The 18,602-nt window shown below is 74.4% G+C and carries 16 protein-coding genes; 6 read left to right on the forward strand and 10 right to left on the reverse strand.

The window, feature by feature from the left end:
* Nucleotides 1-36: 36 nt before the first annotated feature.
* The 6 genes from ACN9MS_RS02305 to ACN9MS_RS02330 form a co-directional block, all read right to left on the reverse strand.
* Nucleotides 37-507, reverse strand: coding sequence for an NfeD family protein (locus ACN9MS_RS02305; RefSeq protein ID WP_426310544.1), 471 nt, complete (start codon nucleotides 505-507; stop codon nucleotides 37-39).
* 151 nt (nucleotides 508-658) lie between these two features.
* Nucleotides 659-1,726, reverse strand: a complete 1,068-nt coding sequence (locus ACN9MS_RS02310; protein WP_426310545.1) for a phosphotransferase family protein — start codon at nucleotides 1,724-1,726, stop codon at nucleotides 659-661.
* A gap of 41 nt (nucleotides 1,727-1,767) precedes the next feature.
* Entirely contained in the window at nucleotides 1,768-3,384 is a 1,617-nt protein-coding gene (locus ACN9MS_RS02315; RefSeq protein ID WP_426310546.1) for a RecQ family ATP-dependent DNA helicase, read from the reverse strand.
* Nucleotides 3,381-5,177 (reverse strand): pyruvate dehydrogenase, encoded by a 1,797-nt coding sequence (locus tag ACN9MS_RS02320; RefSeq protein WP_426310547.1) that lies wholly within the window; start codon nucleotides 5,175-5,177, stop codon nucleotides 3,381-3,383. Before ACN9MS_RS02320 ends, ACN9MS_RS02315 begins: the two co-directional genes overlap by 4 nt.
* A 221-nt stretch (nucleotides 5,178-5,398) precedes the next feature.
* Nucleotides 5,399-6,382 carry an NAD(P)/FAD-dependent oxidoreductase gene (locus ACN9MS_RS02325; RefSeq protein WP_426310548.1) on the reverse strand — a complete coding sequence of 328 codons (984 nt, stop codon included), beginning with the start codon at nucleotides 6,380-6,382 and terminating at the stop codon, nucleotides 5,399-5,401.
* A gap of 87 nt (nucleotides 6,383-6,469) precedes the next feature.
* A complete protein-coding gene (locus tag ACN9MS_RS02330) occupies nucleotides 6,470-7,360 on the reverse strand; it encodes a class I SAM-dependent methyltransferase (protein ID WP_426310549.1) in 891 nt (296 codons plus the stop codon).
* Between the two features lie 47 nt (nucleotides 7,361-7,407).
* On the opposite strand from ACN9MS_RS02330, the gene ACN9MS_RS02335 reads away from it, so the two are divergent.
* Complete coding sequence (locus ACN9MS_RS02335; RefSeq protein WP_426310550.1) at nucleotides 7,408-7,983, forward strand: helix-turn-helix domain-containing protein; 576 nt, start codon at nucleotides 7,408-7,410, stop codon at nucleotides 7,981-7,983.
* A 74-nt stretch (nucleotides 7,984-8,057) separates the two neighbouring features.
* Here the strand turns inward: ACN9MS_RS02335 and ACN9MS_RS02340 are convergent, their stop codons facing one another.
* The gene (locus ACN9MS_RS02340; protein ID WP_426311801.1) at nucleotides 8,058-9,323 is read right to left on the reverse strand and encodes an MFS transporter; all 1,266 of its coding nucleotides are present in this window, start codon (nucleotides 9,321-9,323) and stop codon (nucleotides 8,058-8,060) included.
* A 203-nt stretch (nucleotides 9,324-9,526) separates the two neighbouring features.
* On the opposite strand from ACN9MS_RS02340, the gene ACN9MS_RS02345 reads away from it, so the two are divergent.
* Nucleotides 9,527-9,838, forward strand: coding sequence for a GNAT family N-acetyltransferase (locus ACN9MS_RS02345; protein ID WP_426310551.1), 312 nt, complete (start codon nucleotides 9,527-9,529; stop codon nucleotides 9,836-9,838).
* 109 nt (nucleotides 9,839-9,947) lie between these two features.
* Here ACN9MS_RS02345 and ACN9MS_RS02350 read toward each other — a convergent pair whose 3' ends face one another.
* Nucleotides 9,948-10,676: a hypothetical protein gene (locus tag ACN9MS_RS02350; protein ID WP_426310552.1), complete on the reverse strand. Its 729-nt coding sequence runs from the start codon at nucleotides 10,674-10,676 to the stop codon at nucleotides 9,948-9,950.
* 236 nt (nucleotides 10,677-10,912) lie between these two features.
* On the opposite strand from ACN9MS_RS02350, the gene ACN9MS_RS02355 reads away from it, so the two are divergent.
* A complete protein-coding gene (locus ACN9MS_RS02355; protein WP_426310553.1) occupies nucleotides 10,913-12,799 on the forward strand; it encodes an FAD-binding protein in 1,887 nt (628 codons plus the stop codon).
* A complete protein-coding gene (locus tag ACN9MS_RS02360; protein WP_426310554.1) occupies nucleotides 12,796-13,656 on the forward strand; it encodes a 2Fe-2S iron-sulfur cluster-binding protein in 861 nt (286 codons plus the stop codon). The genes ACN9MS_RS02355 and ACN9MS_RS02360 overlap by 4 nt, the downstream gene beginning before the upstream one ends.
* Nucleotides 13,657-13,669: 13 nt before the next feature.
* On the opposite strand, the gene pgm is transcribed toward ACN9MS_RS02360, so the two are convergent.
* Together pgm and ACN9MS_RS02370 are read right to left on the reverse strand one after the other, a co-directional pair.
* Nucleotides 13,670-15,364, reverse strand: a complete 1,695-nt coding sequence (gene pgm / locus ACN9MS_RS02365) for a phosphoglucomutase (alpha-D-glucose-1,6-bisphosphate-dependent) (protein WP_426310555.1) — start codon at nucleotides 15,362-15,364, stop codon at nucleotides 13,670-13,672.
* 60 nt (nucleotides 15,365-15,424) lie between these two features.
* Nucleotides 15,425-16,354, reverse strand: a complete 930-nt coding sequence (locus ACN9MS_RS02370) for a TetR/AcrR family transcriptional regulator (RefSeq protein ID WP_426310556.1) — start codon at nucleotides 16,352-16,354, stop codon at nucleotides 15,425-15,427.
* A gap of 132 nt (nucleotides 16,355-16,486) precedes the next feature.
* Here ACN9MS_RS02370 and ACN9MS_RS02375 point away from each other — a divergent pair, with 132 nt between their 5' ends.
* Both ACN9MS_RS02375 and ACN9MS_RS02380 read left to right on the forward strand, forming a co-directional pair.
* The gene (locus tag ACN9MS_RS02375) at nucleotides 16,487-17,509 is read left to right on the forward strand and encodes an ABC transporter ATP-binding protein (protein WP_426310557.1); all 1,023 of its coding nucleotides are present in this window, start codon (nucleotides 16,487-16,489) and stop codon (nucleotides 17,507-17,509) included.
* Nucleotides 17,506-18,357 (forward strand): ABC transporter permease, encoded by an 852-nt coding sequence (locus ACN9MS_RS02380; RefSeq protein ID WP_426310558.1) that lies wholly within the window; start codon nucleotides 17,506-17,508, stop codon nucleotides 18,355-18,357. Before ACN9MS_RS02375 ends, ACN9MS_RS02380 begins: the two co-directional genes overlap by 4 nt.
* Nucleotides 18,358-18,602: the final 245 nt, after the last annotated feature.

Here is an 18,602-nt window from a genome sequence, read left to right on the forward strand (position 1 = left end):
CGACGCGCGGGGCGTCGCGGTCGGTCCTCGCGGACCTCAGTCGTTGGGGTAGTGGCGCTGGACGCGCACGCGGCTCCCGGACTGCTCGAGCACGACGACGCGCGCGCCCTCCGGGATGGGCTCGTCCGCCCACGCGAGACGGCGCTCCAGCTCGTGCGCGGCGTCGAGCGAGACCTCGCCGCGCGCGGGGTCGATCGCGGTCGTCGCGGTGCCCTGCACGCCGACGAGCGACGTCGGGACGCCGTCCTCCGAGTCCCGCAGGTGCTTGACCAGCGCTTGGACGAGCACCATGACGACCAGCGCCACGACGAGCGAGCCCACGTACGCCAACCACGTCGGCAGGTCGTTGGTCGTCACGATCACGCCGACGGCGCCGAAGACGACACCACCCACGCCGAGCGACGTCCCGGACACGGCGCCGTCACCCAGGTCGACGATCTCGCCCACGAGCAGCGAGAGGAGCAGGAGGGCGAGTCCGGCGATGCCGATGACGATGAACGCGATCATGCGAGGTCCCCTAGTGCGGCCGGCGGCCGCGGCGTGGAAGTGGCGTGTGGAGTTGTCGTGAACGTACGCACACCCTATCGTGACCCGACCGTGCCGAGAGGCCGCCCCAGCCGTCCGGGCATGGGGAGCACTCCCCAGGTCCGACGCGCGGTCAGGAACCGAGCTCGTCCAGCATCCGCAGGAGGTTCGCGCGAGCGGTGCCGGCGTACCCCTCGACCCAGTCGCCCTCGTAGGCGCGCGGGACGACCTCGACGGTGAGGACGCACGCGAGGTACGCGCGGTACAGGCTCAGCCGCGCCCACGCGTCGGGGTCGCCCGACCCCGGCATGCCGTCGCCCAGTCCCAGGCCCAGGCCCGGGCCGCCGCCCGCGGCGGCGTATCCCGCGAGCAGGTCGGCGTCGACCGCACCGGCGCCGAGCTGGTCCGCCCCGGCGAGCTCGAACAGCGGGTCACCCCACAGGGACCGCTCCGCGTCGAGCACGCCGACGATCGCGAGGTCGTCCGCATCGTGCGGGTGGCCCGGGTCGGTCGCGGGGCGGCCGAGCAGGACGTTCCCCGGCCACAGGTCCGCGTGCACGAGCCGGGGGACCGTCACCCGGGCGAGCAGGTCGCGGTGGCGCGCGACGGCGTCGCGCACCCGGGCCTCGGGGAGCTCCACGCCCCAGCGGCGCGCGTCGTCGAGCACGGCCCCGACCATGCGCGCGAACGCGTCGGGCCACGTCGCCGCGGCGAGGTCCGACGCCCGCGCCGGGTACCCGAACCGGTCGCCCGTGATCCGGTGCAGCCGGGCCATGAACGACCCGAGCCCGCGGCGCACGACCGCTGTGGCCGCGGCGTCGAGCTCGCGGCCGCTCCACAGGGCGCCGTCGAGGAACGTGACGACGAGCGCGTCGCCGTCCACGTGCGCGCGCGTGTGGTCGGCGTGCAGGACGCGCGGGACGGGGAGCCCGGCCGCGTGGGCCGCCCGGTAGGCGGCGTCCTCGGTGCCGAGGATGCCGTGCTCGTAGCGCAGCAGGCGCGACGTGTCCGCCCCGGTGACCTTGACGACGACACGTGCGGGGACGCCGTCGGGCAGCGCGCGCCCGGTCGGCGCGGCGAGGTCCACGGCAAAGACGCTCGCGAACATCCCGCCGCTCAGCGGCTCGACGCGGACGGCCTCGCCGAGCGATGCCACGAGAGCTGCGACCTGGTCCTGCGTGACCGACGCCTTGGTGAGCACGCGGCGATGCTACCGGCCCGCGCGCGCCGTCCCGCGCCGGGTCAGGACGGGGTGAGGAGGCCCTGCTCGGCCACGGCGTCGAGGCTCAGCGTCCGGTACCCGTGGGTCTCGAAGAGGACGGTCACCCGGTCGTCGCCCTCGTACCCCATGACCGTCCCCGTGCCGAACTCCGGGTGCTGCACCGTCGTGCCGGTCGACCAGGGGGCGGAGCGGTCGTCGGCCGACCGCTCGGCAGCCGTGCCGGCCCAGCACGTGTCGCAGCGGCCGCACGGCTCGGGCAGGTCCTCCCCGAGGTAGGCGAGCAGGAACCCGCGGCGGCACTGCGTCGTCTCGGCGTACGCGCGCATCATCTGCAGGCGCGAGTCGTCGACCCGGCGTCGGGCCTCGGCGAGGTCCCGCGCGGTGTCGGCCACCGCGGCCGGGCGCGCGTCGTCCCCGGCGAGCGCCCGCGCGTCCTCGACGAGCGCGCGCAGGCGCGAGAGACGACGGGGGAGGCGGGCCCGGCCGTGGGCCGCGCGGGTGCTCGACGTCCCGGGGCCGAGGGCACGCGCGACCTCGCGGAGGTCGTCGCGGTCGGGCACGCCCACGGCGAAGTAGCGCTGGAGGCCCAGGTCCTCCGGCCGGTAGAACAGCACCGCGACCGCGGGCTCGCCGTCGCGACCCGCGCGGCCGACCTCCTGGTAGTAGGAGTCCGGGGAGCCGGGGACGTCCGCGTGCACGACGAACCGCACGTCCGGCTTGTCGATGCCCATCCCGAACGCGGACGTCGCGACGACGACGTCCACCTCGTCCTCGGTGAAGCGTCGCTGGGCCTCGTCGCGCTCGGCCCGTCGCAGCCCACCGTGGTAGGCGGCGGTGCGCAGCCCTGCCCGCGCGAGCGCGTCCGCGACCTCGGTGGTGCGGCGCCGCGTGGCGACGTACACGATCCCGACGCCGTGCCCCGCCTCGGCGCGCACGCGCTCGACGACCGCGCGGTCCTTGTCCGCCGCCTCGACGGTCCGCACGACCTCGAGCGCGATCCCGGGGCGCGCGAACCCGCGGACGATCACCGCGGCGTCGCGCAGGTGCAGGCGCTCGGCGACGTCCTCGCGCACGGGCGGCGACGCGGTCGCGGTGAGCGCGAGCACGGGCGGCCGCGGGTCCAGGGTGTCGAGGCGCTCGCCCACCCGGAGGTACTCGGGCCGGAAGTCGTGCCCCCAGGTCGAGACGCAGTGCGCCTCGTCGACCGCGACGAGGCTGGGCCGGGCCGCGCGGACGGCGTCGAGGACCTCGTCGTTGGCGAGCTGCTCGGGCGACAGGAAGAGGAACTCCAGCTCGCCCGCCGCGGCGGCCTCGAGCGCGGCGCGCCGCTCGGCCGCGGGCACCGCCGAGCTCACGGCCGCGGCCCGCGCGTCGTCGTCGCCGAGCTCGAGCAGCGACCGCACCTGGTCCTGCTGGAGCGCGATGAGCGGCGAGACGACGAGCGTCGGCCCGGGCAGCTCGAGGCCCGGGACCTGGTAGACCGCCGACTTGCCGGCCCCGGTGGGCAGGACGAGCAGGACGTCGCGCCCGTCGAGGAGCGCGGAGATCGCCTCGCGCTGCCCGGGGCGCAGGTCGCGGTAGCCGAAGACCTCCCGGGCGGTGACGCGGACGTCGGCGAGGGTGGGCTCGTCCGTCACGGGCGAGGCACGTTGCGCAGGTTGGCGCGCGCCATCGACACGACCTCGCCCATGCCGCCGCCGAGGATCTCCTTGCTCATCGCGACCGCGAACCCGCGGACCTGGCCCGCGGTGATGTTCGGCGGGATCGAGAGCGCGCGGGGGTCGGTCACGACGTCGACGAGCGCCGGCCCGGGGCGGTGCAGCGCGTCCTGGAGGGCGCGGCGCAGGTCCTTCGGCTTCTCGACGCGCACGGCGGGGATGCCGATCGCGTTCGCGACCGCGGCGTAGTCGACCTGCGGCGACTCGGTGCCGAACATCGGCAGCCCGTCGACGAGCATCTCGAGGCGCACCATGCCGAGGCTCGCGTTGTCGAAGAGGACGACCTTGACCGGCAGGTCGTAGTGCTTGAGCGTGACCAGCTCGCCGAGCAGCATCGAGAGCCCGCCGTCGCCGGACATGGCGACGACCTGGCGACCGGGCTGCGCGGCGGCGACGCCGATCGCGTGGGGGAGCGCGTTGGCCATCGACCCGTGGATGAACGACCCGATGACGCGGCGCTTGCCGTTGGGTGTGATGTACCGCGCCGCCCACACGTTGCACATGCCCGTGTCGACGGTGAACACCGCGTCGTCGGAGGCGACCTGGTCGAGCGTGTCGGCCACGAACTCGGGGTGGATCGGCGTCGTGCGCTCGACCTTCTTGGTGTACGCCCCGACGACGCCGGTCATCGCCTTCTCGTGCTTGGCGACCATCGAGTCGAGGAACTTGCGCGACCGCGCCTTCTTCACGAGCGGCAGGAGCGCGCGCACCGTCTCGCCGACGTCGCCCACGACGGCGAGGTCGAGGCGCGTGCGCCGCCCGAGGTGGGTCGGGTCGACGTCGACCTGGGCCGTGCGGACGGACTCCGGCAGGAACTGGTCGTACGGAAAGTCGGTGCCGAGCAGGATCAGCAGGTCGCAGTCGTGCATCGCGTCGAACGCGGCGCCGTAGCCGAGCAGGCCGGACATGCCGACGTCGAACGGGTTGTCGTACTGGATGAACTCCTTGCCGCGCAGCGAGTGGCCCACGGGCGCCGCGATCTTGTCCGCGAGCGCGACGACGTCGTCGTGCGCGCCGCGCACCCCCGCGCCGGCGAAGATCGTGACCTTCTTCGCGGCGCCGATCGCGTCCGCGAGCTGCTGGACCGCGGCCGCGTCGGGGACGACGCGCGGGGGAGCGGGCCGGCACGCGACGTCGGGCACGGCGGCCGGGGCGTCGAGGTCCGCGACGTCGCCGGGCAGCGTGAGGACGGAGACGCCGCGCGCGCCGTACGCGTGGTGGATCGCGGAGTTGATGACGCGCGGCGCCTGGTCGGCGCTCGAGATCATCTCCGAGTAGACGGAGCACTCCGTGAACAGGCGGTCGGGGTGCGTCTCCTGGAAGAACCCGGTGCCGATCTGCTTGCTCGGGATGTGGCTCGCGATGGCGAGCACGGGGACACGCGACCGGTTGGCGTCGTACAGGCCGTTGATGAGGTGCAGGTTGCCCGGTCCGCACGACCCCGCGCACACCGCGAGGCTGCCCGTGACCTCGGCCTCCGCAGCCGCCGCGAACGCCGCCGCCTCCTCGTGGCGCACGTGGATCCACTCGATGCCCTTGCCCGCGTTCTCGCCCGTGTTGGACCGGTGCACCGCGTCGACCACGGGGTTGAGGCTGTCGCCGACGATGCCGTAGATCCGCCGCACCCCCGCCTCGATGAGCTGCGCGACGAGCAGGTCCGCGACCGTGCGGTTGCGCTTGTCCTGCGGGGAGCGACCGATTCCGAACGGCATGACGTACCTCCACGGGTGGGCTCGGGTTCGTCTCCATCGTGCGCCGGGCCCGCGCGGGCCGCAGCGTGAGGCGGCGTCTCGTGCGTCACGGTCGCCGCGCGCCCCCACCCGGCGCCGAGCCCGGGTTGTCGCACCCTGCGGTGCCGAACCCGGGGTTGTCCCCGGGTTCGGCACGATCCCGGGTGACGACCCCGGGTTCGGCGGGGCGGACCGCGGGGGCCTCAGACCGCGGGAACGGTGTGCGCGGCGAACGGGGTGCGGCGGCGCGCGACGGCGGCCGCGGCGTCGGCCAGCGCGAGCTCGCCGTGGATCCCCGCGCCGGCCATGACTCCCGCCGCGGCGGACGCGCCGACCTGGGCCATGAGGTCGCTCGAGTTCCCGGCCGCCCAGACGCCGGGGACGGAGGTCGCGCCGCGCGGGTCCGCGGGCACGAACCGTCCCGCCGGGTGGTCCTCGAGCGTCCCGCCGAGCTGCTCGAACAGCTCGCCGCGCGCGACGAACCGCGGCCCGACGACGACCGCGTCCACCGCGAACGACGTCCCGTCCGCGAGGACGACCGACCGCACCGAACGGCCGTCGACGTCGAGGCGCGCGACCTCACCCTCGACCACGCGCACGCCGAGCGCCGAGAGCTGCTCCCACGTGGCGAGGTCGAGCTCGGGTGCGGTGTGCTGGAAGAGCGTGACGTGCGGCGTGAGCTGGCGGAACAGCAGCACCTGGTGCGCCGCGGCGGGCCCCGTCGCGAGGACCGCGACCCGCTGCCCGCGCACCTCCCAGCCGTGGCAGAACGGGCAGTGCAGCACGCTCGACCCCCAGCCCTCGCGCACGCCGGGGACGTCGGGGAGCTCGTCGACGAGGCCCGTCGCGAGCAGCACGCGGCGCGCGCGGACGGTCCCACCGTCGTCGAGCGTGAGCGTGAAGCCCGTCTCGGCGTCGCCGGCAGCCCGGGCCACGCGTGCGTCGCGGACCTCGGCGCCGTAGCCCTCGGCCTCGGCGCGACCCGCGGCGAGCAGCTCGCGCGGCGGGACGCCCTCGCGCCCCAGCAGGTTGTGCGCGCCCTGCGCGGGCGCGTTGCGCGGCTCGCCGGCGTCGAGCACGACGACGGAGCGCAGCGACCGCGCGAGCGTCACCGCGGCGCTCAGCCCGGCGGGCCCGCCGCCGACGATCGCGACGTCGTGGACGGTGTTCTGGGCGGTGGTGTCCATGTCTCTCCTCAGCAGGGGAAGGGGGTTCGCTGCTGAGTGCATGAAATAGTCGCGAGGATCGGCCAAGACGGCGACTATTTCGTGCACTCAGCGGGGGCGGCGGGCGGCCCAGACGATGCGGCCGCCGTGGGCTCCGACGGTGTGTGCGGGTCCCGGGTCGGCAGGATTCGTCGCCGCGAGCACCGCGTCGAGCGCGGCGAGGTCGTCGGGGTCGAGGTGGTTGGCCAGGTGCTCGCGCTGGCGGGTCGTGGTCGCGTGCGCCCAGCGCGTCACGTCCGGCCCGGGCGGCACGACGGCGGCCGGCTCGCGCCGCTCGACCAGGTCCAGCCCCGCGTCGGTCACGTACGGCGACCAGTCGGGGTAGCGGTTCCAGCCCGCCTGGCTCAGCGCGTGCTCGAGGTGGGCGGCGAGGTCGGGGCGCGCGACGTCGTCGGGCAGGACGGGCGTGGTGGCGGTCATCTCGACGACGACGAGCAGGCCGCCGGGCACGAGCGCGTCGTGGGCGTCGCGCAGGACGCGCGCCGGGTCGGCGACGTGGTGCAGGGATGCCGACGCCCACACGACGTCCGCCGCGCCGACGTCCGGCCAGCCGGCGTCGAGGTCGGCCTCGACGGTGCGCACGCGGTTCTCGAGGCCGTTCCCGGCGAGGCCCGCGCGCAGCCGCTCCAGCATCTCCGCGTCCGCGTCGACCGCGACGACCTCGGCGTCGGGGAACGCGCGCGCGAGCGCCCGGGTCCCCGTGCCGGTCCCCGCGCCGAGGTCGACGACGGTCCGCGTCGGGCGCGGCGCGTGCGCGACGGCGACCGCGACGGCCTGGTCGAGCAGCGTCCCGAACACCGACGCGTCGAGCTCGAGCAGCTCGGCCAGGCCGTCCGCGTCGTGGTCGTGCGGGGCGTGGTCGTGCCCGTGATCGGGCCCATGGCCGTGGCCGTGGCCGTGGCCGTGGCCGTGACCGTGGTCGTGCCGAGGGGAGTCCATGCCTCCACCGTAGGACGATTCTGCGCCTGAGACATAGGATCTTGCTCATGACGCAAGAACCCGACCTCGACGCGGTCGTGCGGCAGCGCATCCGCGGCCTGCGCCTCGCGCGCGGCTGGACCCTCGACGCGCTCGCGGCGCGGTGCTTCCTCAGCCCGTCGACGCTCAGCCGCCTCGAGACGGGGCACCGCCGGATCGCGCTCGACCAGCTCGTGCCCATCGCCCGCGCACTGGGCACGACGCTCGACCAGCTCGTCGAGCCGGTCGACGACGAGGACGTCGTCATCCGGCCCGAGCCGCAGCGCCGGCCGGGGGAGACCACGTGGCTGTTGTCCCGCGACCGGCCCGGGACGATGGTGGCGAAGATGCGCCTGACGCCCGAGCGCGCCGTCGGGACCGAGCACCAGCGCGTCCACCCGGGCCACGAGTGGTTCACGGTCCTGTCGGGCACGGCCGTCGTCTACCTCGCGGACCGCCGGATCCTCGTGCACGAGGGGCAGGCGGCTGAGTTCTCGACGATGGTGCCGCACTCGTTCGGCGCGCACGACGGCCCGGTCGAGATCCTCACGATCTTCGACCAGGAGGGTGAGCGCGCCCACCTCTCGGGCGCCGACCCGGGCTGACGGCCACCGTGCCGAACCCGGGGTCGCTCCTCAGCCGCGGCCGCGCGTGGGGAGAGACCCAGGGGTGGGCGGCGTCAGTGTGCCGGCGCGACGTCCTCGCGGTCCGCGCTGCGGCGCAGCGACCGGAGCGCGACGAGCACGAGCACGACGGCGAGCGCCGCCGCCGCGACGACGACCTCGAACCCGGCGTGCGCGCCGCCCGCGTCGATGCGTGACCCGGCGACGGACGACCCGATCGACACCCCGACGCCGAGCGACGTCCCGACCCACGCGAGCCCCTCGGTGAGCTGGTTCGGCGCGACGAGGTTCTGCACGAGGTTGTTGCCGTTGATGAGCGTGGGCGCGATGGCGAACCCGGTCACGAACATCACCGCGGCGAGGACGGGGATCGACGTGACGAAGAAAAACAGCGAGACGCCGGCGGCGAGCGCGACGATCCCGATGACGAACCGGCGCCACAGCGGCGACACCCAGTGCCGCGCGCCGTAGACGAGGCCGGAGATGAGCGAGCCCATCGCGAAGACGGCGAGGATCAGCCCGGCCGCGCCCTTCTGCCCCTGCTCCTCGGCGAACGCGATGGTCGAGACGTCGGTCGCGCCGAACACGATGCCCATCGCCACGAAGATCACGGCGAGCACGATCATCCCCGTCGACCGCATGGCGGAGCGCTGCTTCACGCCGGCCTCGGGCACGACGACCGGCGGCTCGGTCGCGCGCTGCGACAGGAACCACAGCCCGCCGACGACCGCCGCGACGAGCGGCACGATCAGCCCGGCCGAGGGGGAGACGCTCGTGGCGAGCACCGTCGCGAGCACCGGCCCGACGACGAACACGAGCTCGTCGAGCGCGGACTCGAGCGAGTAGGCGGTGTGCAGGCGCCGCGCGTCGGGCACGGTGTGGGTCCAGCGCGCGCGGACCATCGACCCGTACGACCCCTGCGTCGCGCCGGAGATCGCCGCGAACACGTAGAGCGTCCACTCGGGCGCCCGGAGCACGGCGCACAGGATGAGCCCGCCGAGTCCGAACGTCGTCGCGGCGAGCATCGGCAGCATGACGACGCGCTGCCCGGTGCGGTCGACCAGGCGTGCGATCTGCGGCGACACGATCGCCTGCGCGACGACGAGCGCCGCCGCGACGCGCCCCGCGAGCGCGTACTCGCCGTAGATGCCCTGGATCATGAGGATCGTGCCGATGCCGACCATCGACATCGGCAGGCGCGCCACGAGCGCCGCGGCGGAGAACCGCCACGCGCCGGGCAGCGTCAGCACGGCGCGATAGGGGTTCCGGGACGTCGTCCCCGCCTCCGCGGGGGTGCCCGACGTCGTCTCGTCGGTCGTCAGGTCGTCCCGCCGGTGCTCGGGGTTCTCGGGGTCGTCAGCGCGCGACGGGGAATCCTGGACCACCGTCCCAGTGTCGCACCCGGATGCCGTCCGCCCGGTAGTGAATTCGCCGCTCGGGGCGGGACGTGACGACCGTCTCGCCACGGTGTCCGGCCCGTGCCCGCCGGTTGTCCGACGGCCGTGCGGCGGCGACGATGGGCGCCATGACCGACAGCCCCGCACCCCGCACCACGACCGTCACCGTCACCGTCACCGACGAGGGCGACCGCTTCGAGGCCCGCACCGACGACGGCGTCGTCGCCGGGTTCGCCGCGTACGTCCGCGAGCCCGGGAAGGTGATCTTCACGCACACCGAGGTCGACCCGGCGTTCGAGGGCCAGGGCATCGGCTCCGCGCTCGCCGCGGGCGCGCTCGACCAGGTCCGCGAGTCGGGAGAGCGCGTCGTGCCGCTGTGCCCGTTCGTCCGCGCCTACATCGAGCGCCACCCGGACTACGAGGACCTCACCCGGCGGTGAGGCGACGCCCGGCGGCGGCGCGACGCCCGCCGGTGAGACGACGGAGCGCCCCGGTCCATGGGACCGGGGCGCTCGCGTCCGGCAGCGGACCCGTGAGGGCTCGCGAGGGTCAGGAGATGGTGCCCGTGCCCTCGCCCTCCATGCGCTCGTCGTGCAGGAGCTCGCCCTCGGCGTCGACCGGGACGATCGTGCCGTCGAACGTGATGGGCGAGCCCGACTGGTAGCGGAAGTTCACGCCGTACGAGTACGACTGGCCGGTGCCGAACGTGTAGACCGTCGGCTCGCGGTACGCGCCCGGCGCCATGCCGTCGTCGTTCACGCCCTGCGCCTCGTACAGCGAGTCGTCGACGATCGTGTCCATGCCCTGCATGTAGGGCCAGTCGTCGTAGCGCTCGTCGATGCTCACGAGGCTCGAGCCGAGGTCGATCGGCGCGCCCTCGTTCGTGATGACGTAGTTGACGAAGACGATGTCGTCGCCCTCGGCGATGATCGGCTTGTTGTTCTCCGGGTCGACGAACAGGCCGTCCTTCGTCGCCTGCGTGACGCCCACCTGGTAGACGTCGACGCGCACCTCGCCGATGGTGAAGGTCGAGATCTGCTCGCCCGGGTTCGTGACGGGGTTCGCCCAGTCGGGCAGCTCGCCGCTCGAGCCGGTCTCCTCCGCCGCGGCGTCGTCGACCTCCTCCGCGTCCTCGACCGGCGCGGTCTCCTCGGCGGACGTCTCCTCCGGCGTCGGCGTCTCGGGCGTGCCGCCGCCGACGTTGATGGTGCACGCGGTGAGGCCGAGCGCGAGCGCGGCGGCGACGGTCAGGCGGGCGGCGGAACGGACGGGACGCATGAGGAGCTCCGGTGTTTCGGGGAGGGGTGCCGCACGGACCTTACCCAGAGTCGAGCCTCCGGATCGATGGGGAGCAGTGCCCATGAGACGGGCCGGGCTCCGGGACCTTCGCCTGTTGCGCCGCCGCCGGAGCGCGAGGACCCTTCCCCTATGCCTCGGCACCACCTCTCCCCGATCCCTGCCGCGTGCGCGGACCTGCGCGTTCGCCCCGCGACGGCCGCACCGTGGGGGCGCGCGTGACCGCCCTGCGCGTCGAGCGCGCCGACGTCGTCGTCGTGGGCGGCGGTGGTGCAGGTCTGAGCGCGGCGCTCGCGGTCGCGGAGGCCGCGGCGCGGGACGACCGGCGCGCGCCCGTGGTCGCGCTCGTGTCGAAGGTCTACCCGATGCGCTCGCACACCGTCGCCGCGGAGGGCGGGGCCGCGGGCGTGGTGGGCGACGACGACTCGCTCGAGCAGCACGTCGCCGACACCCTCGCGGGTGGCGCCGGGCTCTGCGAGGAGGACGCCGTCCGGTTCGTGGTCGAGCGTGCGGCGGGCGAGCTGTACCGACTCGAACGGTGGGGCCTGCCGTGGTCGCGCACGGACGAGGGCGCCGTGGCCGTGCGGCGGTTCGGCGGCATGAGCCGCGCGCGCACGTGGTTCGCCGCCGACAAGACCGGCTTCCACCTGCTCCACACCCTGTTCCAGACGTCGCTGCGACACTCGGGCGCCGACGGCCCTGTCCGCCGGTACGAGGAGCACCACGTGCTCGACCTGGTGGTCGACGACCCCGGCGGGCCGGACGCGCGGGTGCGCGGCGTCGTCGTGCACGACCAGCACCGCGGCGAGCCGCTGCTCCTGGAGGCGCCCGCGGTGGTCCTCGCGACGGGCGGGTCGGCGCGCGCATGGGGGACCAGCACGAACGCGGGCATCTGCACGGGCGACGGCACCGCGATGGCCCTGCGCGCGGGCGTGCCGCTGCGCGACATGGAGTTCCTCCAGTTCCACCCGACCGGCCTGCCCGGGAGCGGCATCCTGCTCACCGAGGCCGCGCGCGGCGAGGGCGGGGTGCTGCTCGACGCCGAAGGGCGCCGCTACCTCGCCGACTACGGGCTCGGCCCGGAGACGCCGGTCGGGGCGCCCGTGCCGCGCACCATGGAGCTCGGGCCGCGCGACCGGCTGTCGCAGGCGTTCTGGCACGCCGACCGCGACGGGCGCACGATCCCCACGCCCGACGGCGGCGTCGTGCTGCTCGACCTGCGGCACCTCAGCAAGGAGCGGCTCGCCGAGCGGCTCCCCCTCGTGACCGGGCTCGCCAAGCAGTTCGCGGGCGTCGACCCGGCCGCCGAGCCCGTGCCCGTCCGCCCGACGGCGCACTACACGATGGGCGGCATCCGCACCGACGCGCGGGGAGCGACCGGCGTCGCGGGGCTGTTCGCCGCGGGGGAGTGCGCGTCCACCGGCCTGCACGGCGCCAACCGGCTCGGGTCCAACTCGCTCGTCGAGACCCTGGTCGTGGGGCGTGCGGCGGGCGAGGCCGCGCTCGCGTGGTCACGCGCTGCCGGGCACCCCGGGGTCGACGGCGGGGCGGCGGGCGCGGGGGCCGGCGTCGGTCCCGCGTCGGCGGACGGTGCGGTCGTCGACCGCGCCGCCGAGATCGTCGACGGCTACCTCGCGATGCGCGGTCGGGGGGCCGAGCCGCCCGCCGCGATCCGGGCCGAGCTCGGGCGCGTGCTCGACGCCGACGCCGGGATCTACCGCGACGCCGACGGCCTGCGGCGGGCGCTCGCGGCGGTGGAGGACCTGCGCGCCCGGTACGACGACGTGCGCGTCGCCGACACGAGCGCGGTGCTCAACACCGACTGGGCGACGACCGTCGAGCTCGGGGCGACGCTGCTCGTCGCGCACGCGACCGTCGCCGCCGCGCTCGCGCGCGAGGAGTCGCGCGGCGCGCACCAGCGGCTGGACTTCCCGGAGCGGGAGCCGGCGGCGCGCCACTCGGAGGTCCGGCTGGGTGCGGACGGCGCGCTGGAGGTCGAGCACGTCCCGGTGGGTGTCGGAACCGCCGGGCACGAGGCTGCTGTCGGAAGGGGCTCGACAACGACAGGAACGTCGTTCTCGGCGGGGAGCGGGGAGGGCGCATGAGCGACGCGACGCCGAGCGAGGCTGGGCAGACGGTGCGGCTGGAGGTCGCGCGCACGTCGCCCGACGGCACGGACACCGGTCGGCGCGACGTGTTCGACGTCCCCTACGACGACCGCACCTCGGTGCTCGACGCGCTCCAGTGGGTCAAGGACCACGCGGACCCCACGCTCACGTTCCGGTGGTCGTGCAAGATGGCGGTCTGCGGCAGCTGCGGCGTCATGGTCAACGGCCGCCCGGTGCTCGGGTGCGAGACGTTCGTGCGCGGCTACCGCACGTCCGGCCTCGTCGTCGAGCCGCTCGCGCACGCCGAGGTGCTCCGCGACCTCGTCGTCGACACCGACACCTTCCTCGGCAAGCTCGCCACGGTGCAGCCGTGGCTCGTGCCCGACGGCGCGACGCGGCTCCCGCTCGCGGACGCGCCCGCGCCCGTGGCCGTGTCGGGTGCCGACGACCACGTCGCGGACCCGCCGGCGGACGGTGACGACGCGCTGCGGGCGCACGGACCGGCGTCGGGCCACCGGCAGACGCCGGGCGAGCTTGCCGCCTTCAAAGGCTTCGCCGAGTGCATCGACTGCATGCTCTGCTACGCGGCGTGCCCGCAGCTCGACGTCGCGCCGGACTTCCTCGGCCCGGCCGTCGTCGCGACGGCGCGCCGCTGGGACGAGGACTCGCGCGACGCGGGCGAGCTCGACCGCGCCGACGTCCTCGACACCGAGTTCGGCGCCTGGCCGTGCATCCAGGTCGGGGCGTGCACGCAGGTCTGTCCCAAGGGCGTGGACCCGGCCCGCGCGCTCCGCGACGCCCAGCGCGTCGCGACGGACACGTGGGACGATCGCGAGCGCCGTCGCGCGAGGTAGAACTTCGGGACGATCAGCTCCCGAGGGCCGCGGAGACGACGTCCTTCGCCTCGGCCTGGACCTGGGTCAGGTGCTCGGCGGAGACGAACGACTCGGCGTAGATCTTGTAGACGTTCTCCGTGCCCGACGGCCGGGCCGCGAACCACGCGTTCTCGGTCGTCACCTTGAGCCCGCCGATCGGAGCGTCGTTGCCAGGCGCGTCGGTGAGCTTCGCGGTGATCGGCTCGCCCGCGAGCTCGGTCGCCGTGACCTGCTCGGGCGAGAGCTTGCCGAGCGTCGCCTTCTCCTCGAGCGTCGCGGGCGCGTCGACGCGCGCGTACCAGGACTCGCCGTAGCGCTCCACGAGGTCGCGGTGGTGCTCGGAGGGGGTGCGGCCCGTCGTCGCGATGATCTCGGAGGCGAGCAGCGCGAGCAGCAGGCCGTCCTTGTCGGTGGACCAGACGCGGCCGTCCTTGCGCAGGAACGAGGCCCCGGCGGACTCCTCGCCGCCGAACCCGACGGTCCCGTCGAGCAGGCCCGGCACGAACCACTTGAACCCGACGGGCACCTCGACGAGCCGGCGGCCCAGGCCGCCCGCGACCCGGTCGACGAGCGCGGAGGACACGAGCGTCTTGCCGATCGCCGCGTCGTCACGCCAGCCCTCGCGCGCGCCGCCGTAGAGGTACTGGATCGCGACGGCGAGGTAGTGGTTGGGGTTCATGAGCCCGGCGTCGGGCGTGACGATCCCATGGCGATCGGAGTCGGCGTCGTTCCCGGTCGCGACGTCGAACGGCGCGCCGCCCTCGGCGTCGCCGGAGTCGCCCGTCATCCCGGCGACGAGCGACGCCATGGCGTACGGCGACGAGCAGTCCATGCGGATCTTGCCGTCCCAGTCGAGCGTCATGAACGCCCAGCGCGGGTCGACCTGCGGGTTGACGACCGTGAGGTCGAGCCCGTAGCGCTCTCCGATCTCGCCCCAGTACTCGACCGACGCACCGCCCAGCGGGTCGGCGCCGATGCGCACGCCGGAGTCGCGGATGGCGTCGAGGTCGAGGACGTTCGCGAGGTCGTCGACGTACGTGGTGAGGAAGTCGTGCTTGTGCACGTGCTCGGAGGTGAGCGCCTGGGTGAGCGGCACGCGGCGCACGCTCGCGACGCCGCCGCGCAGGATCTCGTTCGCGCGGTCCGCGATCCAGCCGGTCGCCTCGGACCCGGCGGGGCCGCCGTGCGGCGGGTTGTACTTGAAGCCGCCGTCGCGCGGGGGGTTGTGCGACGGCGTGACGACGATGCCGTCCGCGAGGCCCGGGCCCGTGGTGCGGACGCCGTCGACGGTCGTCGCCTCGTTGTGCAGGAGGATCGACTGCGAGACGGCGGGGGTCGGGGTGAACGAGTCGCGCGCGTCGACGTACGTCTGGACGCCTGCGGCGACGAGGACCTCGAGCGCGGTCTGCCACGCCGGGAGCGACAGCGCGTGGGTGTCGCGGCCGATGAACAGCGGGCCGTCGGTGCCCTGCGAGCGCCGGTACTCGACGATCGCTGCGGTGATCGCGATGATGTGCGCCTCGTTGAACGCGTGGTCCAGGCTCGACCCCCGGTGGCCCGACGTGCCGAACACGACCTTCTGCGCCGGGTCGTCCACGTCGGGGGCGAGGTCGTAGTAGGCGCCGACCACGGCGTCGACGTCGATGAGGTCGCTGGGCTGGGCGGGCGTGCCGGCGCGGGGATCCATGGGTCGATCCTGCCAGGGGTGACGTCCGCGCGTCAGCCGGGACCGCCGTCCGGTCGGGTTCTACTCGGTCGGTCCGGCGCTCGCGCGGTCGATCGCCATCTCGACGGCGTCGAGGAGGCGGTCGAGGCTCGCGTCGAAGGGGCCCTGCGGGGCGTCGAACCCGCCCGCGACGTAGACGCGCGTCATGACGGGGTAGCGCTCGACGTCGAACCAGTCCTCCCAGAAGCTGCCGAGCGTCGTCCAGTACTCGTCGTTGCCGACGCCGGTCGCGTCGCGCTCGGTGCGCTCGGCGACCGTCGCGCGCGCGAGGCCCTGGACGTAGTTGTCGACGAGGCCGAGCGTGTCGACGACCTGGAGCTCCGAGAGGCCGGTGTCGACGATCGTGCGCAGGCCCGCCTCCTGGGCGTCGAGCACGTGGGGCGCGAGCGGGGCGCGCCACATGTTGGTCTGGAGGATCCACGGGTGGCGCAGGTAGAGGTTCCACAGCTCGTGCGCGTACTGCGCGAGCGCGGGCCGCCACGGCGCTCCCGCGACGGGGAGGTCGAGCTCGGCGTAGGCGCGGTCGACCATGAGGTCGACGAGCTCGGTGCGGCCGGGGACGTATGTGTACAGCGACATCGCGCCGACGCCGAGCTCGGTCGCGACGCGACGCATGGAGAGCGCGTCGAGGCCACCCTCCTGCGCGACGGCGATCCCGGCCTGCACGACGTCGTCGAGCGTGAGGCGCGGCTTGCGCCCGCGCGTCGCGGGGGCAGGCGGGTCCCACAGGAGCGCGAGGCGACGCGTGATCTCCGGCGTGCGGACGACCTCGGTGAACTGGGCCCGCGCGTGCTCGGCGGCCTGCACGGCGGAGGCCACCCCGGCGTCCGCGGCCGCGACCACGCCGCGCGGGCGCTCGGGCTCCTCCGGCTCCGGGGTCGCGGGCGGGGTCTGCGGGGTGCCCGACGGCGCGTGGTTGCCGTCGCGCTCGTCGGTGCGGTCGGTCGTCACGTGCGTATCCTCCCCGACTTCGGTCGCGTCCCGCCCGGACAAGCCAGGCGGGACCAAGGCTTGCCTCTTCCCGTACACCGTATGCTAACGTGGATCGTCAATTTCGGTACGGCGTACGAAAGGGTGGCTCCGGTGATCCGAGCCCGTGGCCTGACCAAGACCTTCTACCGCAAGAAAGAGACCGTCGAGGCCGTCAAGGGCGTCGACATCGACGTCCGCGAGGGCGAGCTCGTCGCCTTCCTCGGCCCGAACGGGGCCGGCAAGTCCACGACCCTGAGGATGCTGACGAGCCTCCTCGAACCGACCGCCGGGACCGCGGAGGTCGCCGGCTACGACGTCTCGAAGCACCCGGCCCACGTCCGCTCCCGCATCGGCTTCATCGGCCAGGGCAACGGCGGCGGGTACTCCTACCGGGTGCTCGACGAGCTGCACAACCAGGGCCGCTTCTACGGTCTGCCGCCCAGCGAGTACACCCGGCGCGCGGCCGACCTCCTCGAGGCGCTCGACCTCGGCGGGCTCGAGAAGCGCACGGTGCAGTCGTTGTCCGGCGGGCAGCGGCGGCGCCTCGACGTCGCCCTCGGGCTCATGAACCACCCGCCGCTGCTGTTCCTCGACGAGCCGACGACGGGCCTCGACCCGCACGCGCGCGCCAACCTGTGGGAGCACATCGCCGCGATGCGCGAGCGGTACGGCATGACGATCGTGCTCACCACGCACTACCTCGACGAGGCCGACAGCATGGCCGAGCGCGTCGTCGTCATCGACCACGGCGAGATCATCGCCGACGCCACGCCGGACGCGCTCAAGCACAGCCACGCGGACGACGTCATCACGCTCGCGGTGGTCCCCGCGGCGGGCGGGAGCAGCCTCGCCGGCGGAGCCACGGGCGAGGGGTCGGGCGCGGTGCCCGACGTCGTCGGCCGCGTCCGCGCGTCCCTCGCCGAGGACGTGGGCGCGGTCGAGACCACGAGCGGCGCCGACGGCGTCGTGTCCGTCCGGATCTCCACGACCCACGGCGCCGACCGGCTGCCCGAGGCCATCGAGGCGCTGCGCGTCGGCGGCCTGGCCGTGCGCTCCGCCGAGCTCAAGCAGGCGAGCCTCGACGACGTGTTCCTCAACCTCACCGGGCGCAGCCTGCGAGAGGAGGCCGCATGAGCACGCGCACCGACCTCTCGACGTCGGCGAGCCGAACGACCTCCGGCGCCGACGCGGTCATGCGGACCGGGGTCGCGAAGTTCTTCGCCGACACCTGGGCCGTCTTCACGCGCGAGATCCTGCTCGTCCTGCGCGACCCGTTCACGCTGATCTTCTCGCTGCTCCAGCCGCTCATCTTCCTCGGGCTGTTCGGGCCGCTGCTCACGGGCGCGGTCGGCGGGTTCGGGGGCGGGGGTGGCGGGTCGACCGCGGAGACCCTGCAGTGGTTCGTCCCCGGCGTGATCGTCATGATCTCGCTGTTCGGCACCTCGATGAGCGGTTCGAACCTGCTCTACGAGATGATGACCGGCTCGTACGAGCGCGTCCTCGCGACGCCGCTCGATCGCTCCGCGATCCTCGTGGGCCGCTCGCTCAAGGAGTTCGCGCCGCTCGTCGTGCAGGGCCTGCTCATCGCGCTCGTCTGCGTCCCGTTCGGGTTCACCCTCTACCCGCTGCACCTGCTCGTCGGCCTCCTGCTGCTCGGGCTGTTCGGCATCGGGGTGGGCGCGCTGTCGATCGCGCTCGCGCTCGCCGCGAAGAACCGCGAGTGGCTGTTCTGGGGCGTGCAGCAGTCGCTGCTGTTCCCGCTGCTCATCCTCTCCGGGATGATGCTGCCGCTCGAGGCCGGCCCGGCGTGGATGCGCACGGCGGCGCTGTTCAACCCGCTGACCTACATCGTGGACGCGGAGCGCGCGCTGCTCGCCGGGTCGTTCGCGGACACCGACGTGCTGTGGGGCTTCGTCGCCGCGGCGGTGACGTGCGTCGTCGGGTTGTGGGTCGGTATCCGCCGCACCCGCAAGACCGTCTGACGGGACACCCGGCCTCGCTGTGGGCATGGAATGGGCCCAGTTCTCGCCGCAAAACCAGGCCTATTCCATACCCACAGCACGGGCGGGACGTTCGTCCCGGGTCGGGCGGACGTCGTGGCCGCCTGCGGGCGTTCGTCCGGGAGTGCTCCGGGGGCGGTCGTGCGCTCGCAGAGGCCCGGCTCGGTCCGGGTGGACCACGGGGCAGGAGGCCACACGTGAGCGACGCCCGGACGGTGCAGGGGACT

The sequence above is a fragment of the Cellulosimicrobium sp. E-16 genome (assembly GCF_049913115.1).
Taxonomy (GTDB): domain Bacteria; phylum Actinomycetota; class Actinomycetes; order Actinomycetales; family Cellulomonadaceae; genus Cellulosimicrobium.